Source organism: Streptomyces sp. NBC_00448, assembly GCF_036014115.1.
Lineage (GTDB): Bacteria > Actinomycetota > Actinomycetes > Streptomycetales > Streptomycetaceae > Actinacidiphila.
In genome coordinates this window covers 7,439,889-7,453,358 of sequence record NZ_CP107913.1, presented here as the reverse complement: position 1 = coordinate 7,453,358, position 13,470 = coordinate 7,439,889, and the positions used below count along the sequence as shown (strand labels likewise).

Here is a 13,470-nt window from a genome sequence, read left to right as displayed (position 1 = left end):
GGCCGGCGGGTGGGCTACGAGCCATGCTCCACAGGCACAGGCTCTGCCGACCGGCGGCAGCTACGCGAGGGTCTGTGCGGTGAGTGGTGTAACTCCCGAGCTGGAAGCGACAGTTGATGACTGACGTGACGAGTGGCACCGGGGGGAGCACCCCGACGTCGCCCGGGCCAGGGCGCACTAAACCGGACGGACGCGGGGCGGTTGAGCGGTGGGAGAACGGCGGGGAGCCGCCTACTGCAGCGCCAGCTCCTCGCTGACCTGCCAGTACGTGACCTCGGAGCTGTTGTCGAGGCCGAGACCGGAGCCGGAGGCGGGCGCGGTGACCGTGACGTGGCCGTCCGTGCCGCCGCCGCTGCGGTCGGCCAGGGTGACGTTGAGGGTCTTGGTGCGGTGGGTGGGCTTCTCGGAGAGGTAGATCGCCGCGTACGCGGTGTGGCCGGGAGCCAGCTCCACCACGGCCTGCGGGACGGTGTCCTTGTTGACCGGCAGGTTCTTGCCCGCGACCGGGTCGGAGACGAAGGGCGCGTTGTAGGCCGCGCACTCCTTGCTTCCGGTGTTGGTGAGCGTGAGCAGGATGGAGGGGATGGTGCCGCCGGTCTCCTCGAGCTTGATGCTCGACGAGTCGAGGGTGCAGTCGTCGTCTCCGGAGGCCGAGGAACCGGACGAGCCCGAGGACCCCGAGGAGCCGGACGAGCCCGAGCCGCCGGACGTCGAGGTGCCCGAAGCGTCCTTGGTGGCGGCGGGGGTGGCGGTCACCCCAGCCGAGCCGTCGGAGGACGTGGCCGCCGGGGCGGAGGAGGTGGACGGGCTGGACGTCGCACCCCCCGCGGCGGAGCTGGCGGGCGATGACGCCGAGCCGTCACCGCCGCCACCGCACGCGGTGAGGGCGAGTGCCAGGGCGGCCGTTCCGAGGGCGGCGGAAGCGGAGGTGGCGAATCGGACAGAGCGCATGGCTGGTGATCCCGTCGTGTGTGGACATCTGGAGCGCGGCGGCGGCGCCGGTCGCGCTGGAAAACAGGACGTCCCGAGCAGACGGTTCGCCCCCCACCAAAGGGGCGGCCGGGGCCGCCTCTTCGCGGTGACCAACAGTAGGCGGAATTAGGAAACCGCAGGTGACGCGGCCGTCCGGCCTCCGTAGCGATCTTGTAACGGGCGAGCCGGGAACGCGCAGGAGGAACCACCGGACATGGCACGGCGCCGTGCTGACGCGCGCGGGCGGACACCGGGCTCTGTTCCGTAGTCGGTGGTGACGGTCGGTGGCAGTCATTGAGCTTCTTCGGTGTGGCCACCGATCGGGTGATGGTTCGTGAGCCGCAACGGGCGAGGCCCCCGGGCTGTTGATCGAGATGTCTGACGTCTCCATCACGCTGCTCGGGGGCCTCGTTGGTCGGTCTATCCTGCCGCACTCGACCTGCCTCATGCGCTCGTGGAGTGGGTGACCATGCTGATCGTCACCCGCGAGGGTGACCGGCGCTGCAAGCTCCGCCCGTCGCATCGCGCGATGGTGGCGCTGATCTATCTGCGCGAGCGCATCACTCTGGCGAAGATCGCTGCTGGGTTCGGGATCAGCGAATCCACCGCCCACGCCTACACCAGCACGGTCATCGCTCTGCTCGCGAAACGGCCGCCGGGCCTGCTGAAGGTCCTGCGCGAGACCGATCCCGAGCTCGTCCTGCTCGACGGCACCCTCGCCGAATGCGACCGGGTCGGCGACGGACGGGCCGACTACTCGGCCAAGCACCGCCGACACAGGGTGAACGTCCAGGTCGCCACCGACCCGGAAGGCCGGCTGCGGTGGCTCTCACCCGCACTGCCGGGCCGAGCCCACGACCTGACCGCCGCCCGCACCCACCGCATCATCCGCAGTTGCGAACACCAAGGCGTCCCCATCCTGGCCGACCTCGCCTACCAGGGCGCCGGCCCCCGGCTGACCACCGGCATCAAACGCAGGCCCCTGCAGGAACCCACCCCCACCGAGAAGACCCTCAACCGCGCCCCGGCCGCAGCACGGGCACCCGTCGAACGCGGCATCGCCCGCCTGAAGTCCTGGCGGATCTTCCGCCGATCCCGGTGCAGCCCCAACCGCATGACGCCAATCGCCAAGGCCGTCCTCACCCTGGAGCGGCAACACTGAAGAAGCTCACTGGTCAGAGGGCCGTTCACGGTCGACCATCAGCCCAGACCGCTGTCGGAACCGCACGTCGGACCGCATGCGTTCGCCAACTGGCGTTCTCACCATGCCCCTTGTGACCTGCGGTGATCTGGAAAACGCACACGGCGTCGAGGTCATCCTGGCTTCCCCCGGTCAGGATGGACATCGGCCCCGTCCTCCACCCCGACGACGCCATCACCAGCGAAGGCTCCGCCCCTCGCACGGAGCCGAAAGAGCGGCCAAGCCCCTTGGCGTCTCCCTGGGACGCCTCTGGGACTTCCGGCCGCGTCAAGGGGCATGACCGTGGAACAACTGAAGGTCCTTCCATGCAGGTCAGTGCCCCACAGCCAACCATCGGGGCAGGTCGAAGAACCGCCTGGTCTCTTCCGCGACATCTGACCCGCGCATGCCGCCGCGCCCCGTCCTCGACCCGCATGTGAGCGGGCCGGGGGCGGGGTGCCGTACGGACGTGTTGCGCGGAGGCGGGGAGAGGGCTCGGCTCGTCGGGCCAGGGGTCGCGCTCTAGGGACGCGGGAAGAGGGGGACGCCGGTCAGGGTGGTGACGATCAGGTGGGCGACCGGGGCCGCGTGGGCGGTGAGGTAGAAGTGGCCGCCCGGGAAGGTGACCAGGTCGAAGGCGGACGTGGTGTGCTCCTGCCAGGCGGCGGCCTCCTCGGCGGTCACCTTCGGGTCGTCGGCGCCGGTCAGCACGGTGATCGGGCAGTCCAGGAGCGGCTCGGGGGCGGAGCGGTGACTCTCCACGATGCGGTAGTCGGCGCGGATCGCCGGCAGCACCATCCGTACGAGTTCCTCGTCGGCGAAGACCCGGGAGTCCGTGCCGCTCAGCGCGCGGACCTCGCGCAACAGGCCGTCGTCGTCGAGGAGGTGGGCGCGTTCGGGCCGCTGCCGGGAGGGTGCGCGGCGGCCCGAGACGAACAGCGCGGCCGGCGCCCGCCCCGCGGCCCGCAGCCCGCGGGCCACCTCGAAGCCGAGGACCGCGCCGAGGCTGTGCCCGAAGACGGCCAGCGGCCGGTCCGTCCACGGCAGCAGCGCGGCCACCACGTCGCGGGCCAGCGCGTCCATGCTCGGCGCGAACGGTTCGCCGCGGCGGTCCTGGCGGCCCGGGTACTGGACCGCGAGCACCTCCACCTCGTCGCCCAGCAGGTCGGGCAGCTCCGCGAAGAAACTGGCCGAACCGCCGGCGTGCGGAAGGCAGACCAGGCGTACCGGGGCGTCCGGGCGGGGCCGGAAGCAGCGCACCCACAGGCTGCCGCGCGGGTCGCCGCTCATGCCGCCCTCGGGCGGTCGTAGCGGTGGAAGCCGTGGCCCGTCTTGCGGCCCAACCGGCCCTCCTCGATCAGCCGGTCCAGCAGCGGCGGCACCGCGTGCCGGGGGTCCCCGGTGCCGTTCTCCATGCTGCGCGCCACGGCGGCGATGACGTCGAGGCCGATCAGGTCGAGGACGGTGAGCGGGCCCATGGGGTGCCCGCAGCCGAGGGTCATGCCGCGGTCGATGTCCTCGGCCGTGGCGACGCCGGACTCGTACATGCGCACGGCGGCCATGAGGTACGGGATCAGCAGCGCGTTGACGACGAAGCCGCTGCGGTCCTCGGCGCGCACGATCTGCTTGCCGAGCACGCCGGTGACCAGCGCCTCGGCGCGCTCGGCGGTGCGGTCGGTGGTGTACGGGGAGCGGATGACCTCCACCAGCGGCATGGTCGGCACCGGGTTGAAGAAGTGCAGGCCGATCACGTCGCCGGGGCGGCCGCTGGCCTCGCCGAGGTCGGTGATGGACAGGGAGGAGGTGGTGGAGGCGAGGACCGCCGCGGAGTCCTCGACGGTCTTCGCCAGCAGGGCGAACAGCCGCAGCTTGGTCTCCCGCTCCTCCGGCACCGCCTCGACGACGAACTCCCGGTCGGCGAACGCGTCCGGATCGCCGCCGAACACCGCGCGGCGCTCGGCGTCCGCGCGTCCCGCGTCGTCGATACGGCCCTTGGCGTGCGCCCGGTCGAGCAGGCCGAGGACGCGGCCGCGGGCGCGGTCGGCGGAGGCCGCGCCGGAACCCAGGACCCGCACGTCGAGGCCGGCCCGCAGGCACTCGGCGGCGATGCCGGCGCCCATGGTGCCGCCGCCGACCACGCCTATCCGACGGGCGCTCATGCCGCGCTCCGCAGCGCGGGCGCCGACCAGCGCAGCAGGCCGGCGGCCACCGCCATGCCGGCGCCGAACCCGGCGAGCAGCACCAGGTCGCCGGGGCGCAGCGCGCCGGAGCGGTTGGCCTCGTCCAGGGCGATGGCGACGGAGGCGCTGCCGGTGTTGCCGGAGTGGTCCAGCGGCAGGTGGGTGGCCGCGCCGGACAGCCCGCAGGCGTCGACGAGTTCGGCGACCATCATGCCGTTGGCCTGGTGGGGCACGAAGTGGTCGATGTCGGCCGCCTTGTGGTCGCAGCGCTCCAGCATTCGGCATCTCGGTGTTCGTGGTCAAGCGTGGCGGCACGGTCGTCACCTGCGGCTCCAGCACCGGCTACGCGCACCAGTTCGACAACCGCTACCTGTGGATGCGGCTCAAGCGCGTCATCGGCAGCCATGTCGCCAACCTGCAGGAACAGGTCGAGTGCGCCCGCCTGTTCACGCTCGGCGGGGTCGTGCCGGCGCTGTCCTCCGTGTTCCCGCTCGACGAGATCGGCGAGGCGACCCGGCTGGTGCAGCTGAACCGGCACATCGGCAAGGTCGGCGTGCTCTGCCTCGCCCCCTCGCCCGGCCTCGGCGTCACCGCGCCCGAACTGCGGGCCCGGATCGGCGCGGAGGCGCTGAACCCGCTGCGGGAGTTCGCCGCCCACCCGTCGACTGCGATTGACTGACTGGCCGTCACCATCGCGCTACCGAGAGGAAGTTTCCATGACCGACTCCGTATCGACCGTCCCCGTCCCCGAGGCCGTCGGCAAGCTGTACGACCGGCTCACGCTCACCGCGCTCGACGACGGCACGTTCAACCCCAACATCCACATCGGCTTCTGGGACACCCCGGACTCCGAGGCCACCTTGGAGGAGGCGGTCGACCGGCTCACCGACGTGCTGACCGAGCGGCTGGCGGTCGACGAGTCCTCCAGCGTCCTCGACGTGGGCTGCGGTGTCGGCGGCCCGGGACTGCGGGTGGCGCGGCGGACGGGGGCCCGGGTCACCGGGATCAGCATCAGCCAGGAGCAGGTGAAGACGGCCAACCGGCTGGCCGAGGAGGCCGGGCTCGCCGACCGGGCCGCGTTCACGCACGGCGACGCCATGAAACTCCCCTTCGCGGACGGGTCGTTCGACGCCGTGATGGCCCTGGAGTCGATCATCCACATGCCCGACCGGCAGCAGGTGCTCACCGAGGCGGCCCGGGTGCTGCGGCCGGGCGGGCGGCTGGTGCTGACCGACATCTTCGAGCGGGCGCCGCGCAAGGAGGTGCCGCACCCGTCGATCCAGAAGTTCTGCCGCAACTTCATGGTGACCCTTGCCGACGCCGACGACTACGTCGGCCTGCTGCACCGTTCGGGCCTGCGGCTGCGCGGGCTGCTGGACATCACCGAGCACACCCAGCAGCGCACCTTCCAGGAACTGTCCCGGCCGGCCGCCGGCGGGGAGCGCCCCGAGGCGCTCGGCCAGACCAACCTGCCGGATCTGTTCCAGCCGTCCGACATGCTGGGCGTGGACGAGTTCGGCTGCCTGCTGGTGGCGGCGGTGCGCCCCTGAGGCGACCGCCCCGCGGCCGGCCGCCGCGCCCTCCCGGCGCCCCCGCCCCGCGGGGTACGGCGGAAACGCCCCTCGCCCGGCCTCCGAGCGGGGACCGGGCGAGAGGCGCGGGCGGATTGGGGGTGCTACGGGTAGGTGCGGCCCGCGAAGCGCCGGGCGAAGCCGTCGCCGACGTCGGCCGTCACGGTGTAGTCGTACTGGCCGTCGGAGGCCGGTGCGAGGGTGACCGTCTTGGAGCCGCCGGCCGGGACGGAGGCGGACGTGGCGCCGCTTCCGGAGTAGCCGTTGGCGCCGACGGTGAACTGCACGGCGACGGTGCCACCGTTGGTCAAGGTCAGCACCAGGGAGCGCGGCGCGGACGGGGCTATCGACAGCGCCGCCTCCGGGTGGCCCTTGGTGGTGTCGCTCCAGGTCCGCACGTCGCCCTGGAAGCCGCGCAGGTAGCCGTCGGGGCCGTGCAGGTCGAAGTCGTACGGCCCGCCGCCGTAGGTCTGGGCGCTGAAGTAGTCCGAGATGTTCCCGCCCGCGGGCAGCGTGTACTGCCAACTGCCGTAGGTGCGGTGGTTGACGGCGTAGGCGGAGAACGCACCACCTAGGGCGCCCGTGCCGACCGTCTTGAACCAGATCCACCCGGTCGAGGTGTCGGTCCACGACGTGGTGTCGAAGAAGTAGTCGATCCGGCGGGCCAGCCGGGTGCCCTGTTCCTGGACGGGTGCCACCGGCGTGGCCGGCGGCGCGGCGTCGGGCAGCGAGTTCTCCGCGTCGCAGGCGGCGACGAGCGCCTTGGTGTCCGGGAGCGACGGGAAGGAGGTGTTGGCTGTGGTGAAGTCGAAGGCCGACATCAGGTCGCCGCAGACCAGACGGCGCCACGCGGAGATGTTCGTCTCCTTCACGCCCGTCCAGTTCTCCAGGAAGCGCAGCGGCGAGGTGTGGTCGGCGACCTGGGAGTTGACGTAACCGCCGCGGCTCCAGGGCGAGATGATGATCATCGGCACCCGCGGGCCGAGGCCGATCGGCGCCCCGCCGACGAACTCGTCGGCCGTCCCCGACGGCGGCACCGGCGGCGCCACGTGGTCGAAGAAGCCGTCGTTCTCGTCGAAGTTGAGGAAGACCACCGTCTTCGCCCACACCGCCGGATTCGCGGCGAGCGCCTGGAGGACGTACTGCGAGGTGTAGTCGGCGCCGTAGGCCGGCGGGTAGTCGGGGTGCTCCGACTGGCTGGCCGGGGCGACGATCCAGCTCACCGAGGGCAGCGTGCCGGCGGCCACGTCCGAGGCGAAAGCGCCGGCGGTACGGCGCTGCATGCCGTTGACGTACAGCGGGGAGGTGGTGGCCGCCTGCTGGAAGCTCTTGAACCACGCGAGCGGGTTGTCGTCGTAGTTGTCCTGCTGCTGGTAGACCCGCCAGGAGATGCCGGCCGCCTGGAGCCGCTCGGCGTAGGTCGTCCAGCTATAGCCCTTCTCGGAGTTGTCGGTGACCGGGCCGCCCTTGGTGCCCGCCGGGTCGATGGTGCCGGACCACTGGTAGAGCCGGTTGGGGTTGGTCGGGCCCTGCACCGAGCAGAAGTACTGGTCGCAGACGGTGAACGCCTCCGCGAGGGCGTACTGGAACGGGATGTCGGCGCGCTGGTAGTACCCCATGGAGTACGCGCTCTTGGCCGGGACCCAGTTGTTGTACAGGCCGTTGTTCCACGCGTTGTGGGTGCCGGACCAGCCGTGGTCGAGGTCGACCACCCGCTGCGCGTCGGTCGTCGAGGTGTCCAGGTGCCAGGGCAGCACCAGGTTGCCGCCGGAGGGGCCCGAACTGGTCTGGTGGAGGACGTCGGAGTTGTTCGGGAAGCGCAGGCGCGAGCGGTCGGCGTATCCGCGTACGCCCTTGAGCGAGCCGAAGTAGTGGTCGAAGGACCGGTTCTCCTGCATGAAGATCACCACGTGCTCGACGTCGTCGAGTGTGCCGGCGGTCGGCGACGCGGCCATCGCCTGCTGCATACCGGCAGGCAGCGCGGCGGCGAGGGATGTGCCGGCAGCTGCGCCGAGGAACGTACGGCGGGTCAGAGGCGTCACAGCTTCTCCTCAGTCGTGTGGGGGCCGTAGGAGCGTGTCGAGGCCCGGTGACGGCGCCTCGAAGGGATACCTGCCCGGGAGTGAACAAGTCGTCAAGTTTGGACCAGACCCGTTATCCCTTTGTGACTTTCCGCCGGACGATGCCGGCGCCAACCGCGGCGAACCCCGCCGCATCGGGTCAACCCGACGCGGCGGGGCGGGAGTTCGCGGGGCCAGGGCTCAGCTGCTGTGGGAGACGGTGAGCCCGTAGAAGGCGACGCGCGCGCCGTTGGTGGTGCTGTCGGAGGAGGACTGGTTGTAGGAACCGGCCTTGAAGTACTGCTTGTAGGCGTCGAAGGACGACGCGATGGCGTAGTGCGTGGTGCTGCCGTTGACCGTCAGGTCGATGGTGTCGCCGCCGGAGACGGCGATCGTGTAGCTCCAGGTCTTGCCGATCGACACGTGGCCGACGGTGTGCGTGGTCTGGCCGCCGGACGGCGAGTTCTCCACGCCGGCCACGATGTCGCCGTTCGCGTGGTAGTAGAGCTCGATCAGCGGCTTGGTGGACGAGCCGCCGCTGCCGAGGTGGATCTGGCCGACGCAGACGTTCGACGTCACGGAGACCACGCGCAGCGTCGCGTTGAGCTGGTGGCTGCCGCCGAGCGACCAGTCCGCGGCGCTGCCGTTGGAGTTCATCTCGCGCAACTCGGAGCGGGCGTAGTTGGAGTTGGGCGTGGTGACGCCCTTCTCCGGGGCCCAGAAGGTCATCGCGCCGTCGCGGGTGTCGGTGTAGAAGTACGAGTCCTGGAAGCCGTCATCGCCCTGGAGCTGGGAGGAGGGGATGGTGGTCGGCGAGCCCGGGGAGCCTACGGGCTCCTGCAACTCCCAGACCGACAGGTTGAAGTTGCCGCCGGGCGCCTTGGTGGGGGACGCGGCGCTCGCACTGGTGGTGCCGAGGAGCCCGAGAGTCGCGGCGACGCCCATGGCGGTCGCCGCGACGAGGAGCTTGGAGCGGATTCTCATGTGGGGGGAACCTTCCGTGCTCGTTGTTCAGTTACGTGAACTAGGTCTAGTCCTTTGGACGTTCACTTGGATAGCACGGGCAGAGCGGGCCGTCAATGACCCTGTATGGGACTGGAGTTCATGTCGCTGAACGTCAACTCCATTGCGTGCGGCGGGATCGGGACGAGCGGCACGGGTACGGGCGGATCGGCACGGGCGGGCGCGAACGAGCGGCACGGGTACGGGCGGATCGGCACGGAGGGGGTGCCGGCGGTGCGGCGGCGGGCCGGCCGCTACAGACCCGTCACCGAACTCGACGCCGTGAGCTCGTAGACGAGGGTGATCTCGCGCCGTTCGCCCGGGCCGAGGGCCAGCGCATAGCGGACGATGCCCTCGTCGTCGGGCTCGTCGGGCGCGGGTGACGAGGACTCGGCCCGCACCCGTACCTCGACCGCCGAGACCTCCGACACCGGGACGCGCTCGCGGATCACCAGCTCCTGCGCGCCGCCGCCGTACGGTGCGTCGAGCCGGGACACGAACAGCCGGACCTGACGGGTGATCACCGTCCGCTGGTTGATGGCGGCCAGCCCCGCGGTGTCGCGGGTCTCCTCGACCTGGCGGACCACCCGGAAGGTGTCCTCGCTGCCGAACGCCAGCCGGACCTGGGCGCGGACGCCGGTGAACGCCAGTTCGCCGCGGCCGACGAAGCCGCTGCCCCGTACCAGGTCCACCGGTCCGGCGAGCAGCACATGGCCGGCCGCGTTGGTGAAGTGCGCGGTCGTCACCAGCAGCGGTGACAGCTCGGGGGCGCAGGTGCGCTCCGCGCGGCAGGGCGCGGTGAAGGAGGACAGGTGCACGCGGTGCGGCCGCCCGTCGGAGGGGACGTCGACCGGGTGCGGGGCGGCCAGCGTACGTACCGCGCCGCCGTCGTCGAGCCCCGGCAGCCGTGCGGCCCCGGCTCCGCTCCCGCCCGCGGCACCGGTCCCGGGTGCGCCCGCGTCGCCGGCCGAGTCGTCGCCGACCGTACGGATCTCCTCCTCCCGGAGGTTCACCTCCACGGTGCGCCGCTCCTCCGCCGAGCGCTCCCGCAGCGTGAGCACGTCCTCGGTGAGGGCCGGCGGGTTCGCGGCGAGGGTGGGCCGCGCGGTGGACAGCGACAGCGCGACGTCGTGCCAGTCCTCGCCGGTGGCCTGCCACACGAACGCGTCGGTCTCCAGCCGCACGGAGTCCCGGTCCGCGCCGAGCGTCGCCCGGTAGGCGGGCCGCCACAGCGCGCACGGGACGAGGTGCGTGACACGTACCTCCGCCGGGCCGGCGCCCTCCGCCTCCACGACGAGTTCGACGTGCGCGGTCAGCACCTGCGGTTCGCTTTCGGTGGCCGCCAACGCCGCCCGGGCCTCGCCCAGTTCCTCGCCGATGTCGTGCAACCGGCGGCGCAGCCGGTGCAGTTCGCCAATGCGGGTCTCGGCCTCCTGGTCCACCCGGTCCAGCCGGTCGGCCCAGCGCTCCGGGTCGGCGGAGCCCGCGCCCGCACCCTGCACGATGTCACGGTGCAGATCGGTCCTGGCCTGGTCGATCACGGCGAGCGCGTTCTCCTGACGCTGCTTCAGCTGCCGCGCGTCGTACAGCTCCCGTTCCAGTTCGTGGACGTCGCGGCGCAACTGCGAGGCGTCGCGGCCGGGTTCGCCGGGCGGAGCGGGCGTGTACGCGCGGACCACGCGGGCGTCCACGACGCGGGCGGCGGGGGCGAGTGCGACGGGGGCGGGCTCACCGTCCTCCTGTTCGCCGTCCGCGGGTTCGCCGTCCGCCGGGCGGGCGGAGAGGTCCGCGCGCAGCGAGCGGTCGACGGCGAGCGGCGTGACCGGGCCGACCCGCAGCCGCTGCACACCGGCGACGAGCGGCACGGTGCCGGTGCGTTCGACCTGGGCGCGGTCCTCCAGGCAGGTCACCGCGGTGATGGGCAGGTGGAGCAGGTCCCGCTGAGCGGCGGCGTCCGAACCGGCGTCGGCAGGAGCTGAGTCCGGGGCGGCCGGGGACTCCCGGGCGAACGAGGAGTTCCGGGTGGACGGGAAGTCCGTCGCGGGGGAAGGGTCCTGGGCGGCAGACATGGTTCAGTTCCTCCGGTTTCCGCCGACGACCGACTTCCCCACCGGCAGCCGGATCTCGAACCCTCCGGTGAGGGTCGCGGTCCGCCCCGGCTCCAGCGTGACCCGCCACACCCGGGCCCCGGCGACGTAGGTCCCCTCCTGGCCGTCCAGTGGCGCGCCGGGGTCGGTCCAGCGCGGCTCGGCCCGACGCTCCTCGATGCGTACGTCCTTGTCGGCCGAGGTCGGTATGCGCTCGCGCACCTCCACGAGCGCCGGGTACGGCAGCCGGTTGGCGACCTCCACCTCCACGGTGTGGTCGAGCACGGTGGTGCCGCCGCGCAGCCCGGCGGTCGACTCGCGCATGTGGGCCCGCCGCGCCACCTGGACGCTTTCGGCCACCCCGAGGCCGACCGCCTGCCGCTGCCCCGGGGCGAGGGTCGGCAGGGCCGCGGTGCGCACGAAGTCGCCGTCGACCATGACGTCGGCGGGGCCGGCGAGCAGCGGGTGCGCGGAGGTGTTCGTGACCAGGACCGTGCCGAACACGGCGGTGTCCTGGGCCGGGACGCAGACGTACTCGAACTCGGTACGGACCGGGATCTCGCTCACTGGCACCGTGTGCCACTGGCCGTCCGCCTCGACGTCGGCCGGTGCCGCGGTGTCGAAGCGGTAGTCGAACGAGCCGGCCGACAGCCGGACGTCGACCGCGTGCGCGGGGCGGGCCAGTCGCGCCACGGCCGCGGCCCGGCGGCGGTACTCCGTGACGACCGCGTCCGTGCCCTCACCGGCGGTGCGCAACGTGCCGCGGCCCTCGGGCGCCTGCGGGCCGGCCATCACCAGGCTTGCGTAGTCGAGGAGTTCGGCGGCGGGGGCGAGGTGGGCACGCGGCGCGGGCTGCGGCGGTAGGGCCGGCAGCGGTGCGGTCGGCAGCGGCGTGGCCCCGGGGGCGGGTCCCAGTTCCGCGGAGACCTTGGGCCGGCGGGCGGCGCCGCGGTGCCGGGGCTGCGCGGACGGGGGCGCCGGCGCGGGCGGCGCGGACCCGGAGAACGAGCGGGTGACCTCGGCCGCGCCTCCGTAGCCGAAGTCGGCCTCCTCCTGCGCCGCGCCGTGGCCCTCGCCCAGCGGCCCGAAGGACGGGGACCGGGTCAGGGCGCTTCCTGGCGCGGGCGGCGCGATGGGGGCGGAGGCCAATGCGTAACCCGCCGCCGGAAGTTGCGGGTGGCGCGCGTCCTCGGCCGCCTTCGCGGTGTCGTAGCCGGTGAACAACTCGTCGAGGCCGGGCGGGGGTTCGCGCCAGCCAGGGCCGGCGGGCTCCTGCTGGCTGCGGCCGATCCGCAGGCTGCGCAGCTCCGGCAGGTCGGCGCGGCGCAGCAGGTCGGCGGTGGACAGGCCGAGCCGTACGCCGGTCCAGTCCTCGCCGGTCCGCTGGGCGACGCAGGCGCGCAGCACGAGGGTGCCGGCGCCGCTGCCGCCGTCCAGGCGCAGTTGGTAGACGGGGGCCCAGGTGGCGCCGGGTACGTGGTACTCCAGTTCCACCTCGGCTGCTGCGAAGGGGTCGGCGGCGTCATCGGAGGGGTCGCTACCGTCATCGGAGAGGTCGGCGTCGTCGGAGGAGTCGGAGCCGTCGACGGTGACGGTGCCGTCGGCCGGGCCCGCGCTGTCGGACACCAGGGTCACCACCGCGTACACGGACGGCTCCACCCGGTCGGCGAGCAGCGCGCCGGACGACTCGTTCAGCTGGTGCCTGAGGACGTCGGCGTCGTGCTCGGCCTGCTCCAACTCGTCCTCGGTGGCGCGCAGTCGGGTGTGCAGCACGGCCAGCCGCGCGTCGACGAACCCGGCCAGCGCGAGGATGGACTCCACGGGCGCCCAGCGGGGCGGGTCGCCGCGTCGGGTCTGGGGCGGTTCGGCCCGGAACCCGGCGACCTCCTCGATCTCGCCCGCCAGCCGCTCGCGCCGGTCCCGCAGCCTCGCCAGCCGGTCCTCGGCGTCCTCCAGGTCCAGCCGCAGCCCCGGGGCCTCCTCGCCGCGCCGCAGCGTGGCCGCGACATCGACGCGGATGTCCGCCACCCGCAGCCCGGGCGGCCCCGACACCACGCTCCCGCGCAGCGAGCCCGCGCTCAAGGTCGGCGGCAGGCCGCCGATCCGGACCCGGACCGTACCGTCGTCGCCGCCGGCCACGGATTCGGGTGCGGCCATGGACGCCGGCTCAGCCGCGGTCACGGCCGTAGGCAGGACGACCGAGGCTCGGCGCGTGCACACCGCGCCCTCGGCGTGCACCACGACCGCTGTCAGCACGGACCGCGCCTCTCCCGGCCCGCTCCCGCTGTCCGCGGTGCTGGTCGGCGCGCTCTCGCCGTTCTCCATGCCTCCCCCTGCCGGCCGGCGTGCTTCCGGTCACGGGGACCGGAACTCGTCCGTACCCTAGCCGAGTTCGGCCGGGCGCTCGCAGGCGCCGGG

10 protein-coding genes and 1 pseudogene are annotated in these 13,470 nt (G+C 72.8%); 3 read left to right on the top strand and 8 right to left on the bottom strand.

What is annotated here, in order from left to right:
- Positions 1–231 precede the first annotated feature (231 nt).
- Entirely contained in the window at positions 232–951 is a 720-nt protein-coding gene (locus OG370_RS32095; RefSeq protein ID WP_328470427.1) for a DUF4232 domain-containing protein, read from the bottom strand.
- Positions 952–1,441: 490 nt separating this feature from the next.
- Here OG370_RS32095 and OG370_RS32090 point away from each other — a divergent pair, with 490 nt between their 5' ends.
- Positions 1,442–2,134, top strand: a complete 693-nt coding sequence (locus OG370_RS32090) for a transposase family protein (protein WP_328470425.1) — start codon at positions 1,442–1,444, stop codon at positions 2,132–2,134.
- A 540-nt stretch (positions 2,135–2,674) separates the two neighbouring features.
- Here the strand turns inward: OG370_RS32090 and OG370_RS32085 are convergent.
- Genes OG370_RS32085 through OG370_RS32075 form a run of 3 tightly spaced genes read right to left on the bottom strand, consistent with a single transcriptional unit; the run spans position 2,675 to position 4,610 of the window.
- The gene (locus tag OG370_RS32085; protein ID WP_328470423.1) at positions 2,675–3,442 is read right to left on the bottom strand and encodes a thioesterase II family protein; all 768 of its coding nucleotides are present in this window, start codon (positions 3,440–3,442) and stop codon (positions 2,675–2,677) included.
- On the bottom strand, positions 3,439–4,311 hold the full coding sequence (locus OG370_RS32080; protein ID WP_328470421.1) for a 3-hydroxybutyryl-CoA dehydrogenase: 873 nt from the start codon (positions 4,309–4,311) through the stop codon (positions 3,439–3,441). The genes OG370_RS32085 and OG370_RS32080 overlap by 4 nt, the downstream gene beginning before the upstream one ends.
- On the bottom strand, positions 4,308–4,610 hold the full coding sequence (locus OG370_RS32075; RefSeq protein WP_328470419.1) for a 3-oxoacyl-[acyl-carrier-protein] synthase III C-terminal domain-containing protein: 303 nt from the start codon (positions 4,608–4,610) through the stop codon (positions 4,308–4,310). Before OG370_RS32075 ends, OG370_RS32080 begins: the two co-directional genes overlap by 4 nt.
- Between OG370_RS32075 and OG370_RS32070 the strand changes: the two are divergent.
- Positions 4,610–5,011, top strand: a pseudogene (locus OG370_RS32070) (zinc-binding dehydrogenase); the annotation flags it as partial. The gene OG370_RS32075 and the pseudogene OG370_RS32070 overlap by 1 nt on opposite strands.
- A 37-nt stretch (positions 5,012–5,048) precedes the next feature.
- On the top strand, positions 5,049–5,882 hold the full coding sequence (locus tag OG370_RS32065) for an SAM-dependent methyltransferase (RefSeq protein WP_328470417.1): 834 nt from the start codon (positions 5,049–5,051) through the stop codon (positions 5,880–5,882).
- A gap of 125 nt (positions 5,883–6,007) precedes the next feature.
- Here the strand turns inward: OG370_RS32065 and OG370_RS32060 are convergent, their stop codons facing one another.
- The 4 genes from OG370_RS32060 to OG370_RS32045 all read right to left on the bottom strand — a co-directional run bounded on the left by OG370_RS32060 (position 6,008) and on the right by OG370_RS32045 (position 13,377).
- Entirely contained in the window at positions 6,008–7,945 is a 1,938-nt protein-coding gene (locus OG370_RS32060) for a phosphocholine-specific phospholipase C (protein ID WP_328470415.1), read from the bottom strand.
- Between the two features lie 219 nt (positions 7,946–8,164).
- Positions 8,165–8,947 (bottom strand): polysaccharide lyase family 7 protein, encoded by a 783-nt coding sequence (locus tag OG370_RS32055; protein ID WP_443060783.1) that lies wholly within the window; start codon positions 8,945–8,947, stop codon positions 8,165–8,167.
- 272 nt (positions 8,948–9,219) lie between these two features.
- On the bottom strand, positions 9,220–11,034 hold the full coding sequence (locus tag OG370_RS32050) for a DUF4139 domain-containing protein (RefSeq protein ID WP_328470413.1): 1,815 nt from the start codon (positions 11,032–11,034) through the stop codon (positions 9,220–9,222).
- A gap of 3 nt (positions 11,035–11,037) precedes the next feature.
- Positions 11,038–13,377, bottom strand: coding sequence for a DUF4139 domain-containing protein (locus OG370_RS32045; RefSeq protein WP_328470411.1), 2,340 nt, complete (start codon positions 13,375–13,377; stop codon positions 11,038–11,040).
- Between the last annotated feature and the right edge of the window lie 93 nt (positions 13,378–13,470).

Coding starts and splice junctions, on each gene's coding strand:
- OG370_RS32055 (WP_443060783.1), bottom strand. CDS start 8,947: ATGAGAATCCGCTCCAAGCTCCTCGTCGCGGCGACCGCCATGGGCGTC.
- OG370_RS32065 (WP_328470417.1), top strand. CDS start 5,049: ATGACCGACTCCGTATCGACCGTCCCCGTCCCCGAGGCCGTCGGCAAG.
- OG370_RS32095 (WP_328470427.1), bottom strand. CDS start 951: ATGCGCTCTGTCCGATTCGCCACCTCCGCTTCCGCCGCCCTCGGAACG.
- OG370_RS32075 (WP_328470419.1), bottom strand. CDS start 4,610: ATGCTGGAGCGCTGCGACCACAAGGCGGCCGACATCGACCACTTCGTG.
- OG370_RS32045 (WP_328470411.1), bottom strand. CDS start 13,377: ATGGAGAACGGCGAGAGCGCGCCGACCAGCACCGCGGACAGCGGGAGC.
- OG370_RS32090 (WP_328470425.1), top strand. CDS start 1,442: ATGCTGATCGTCACCCGCGAGGGTGACCGGCGCTGCAAGCTCCGCCCG.
- OG370_RS32080 (WP_328470421.1), bottom strand. CDS start 4,311: ATGAGCGCCCGTCGGATAGGCGTGGTCGGCGGCGGCACCATGGGCGCC.
- OG370_RS32050 (WP_328470413.1), bottom strand. CDS start 11,034: ATGTCTGCCGCCCAGGACCCTTCCCCCGCGACGGACTTCCCGTCCACC.
- OG370_RS32085 (WP_328470423.1), bottom strand. CDS start 3,442: ATGAGCGGCGACCCGCGCGGCAGCCTGTGGGTGCGCTGCTTCCGGCCC.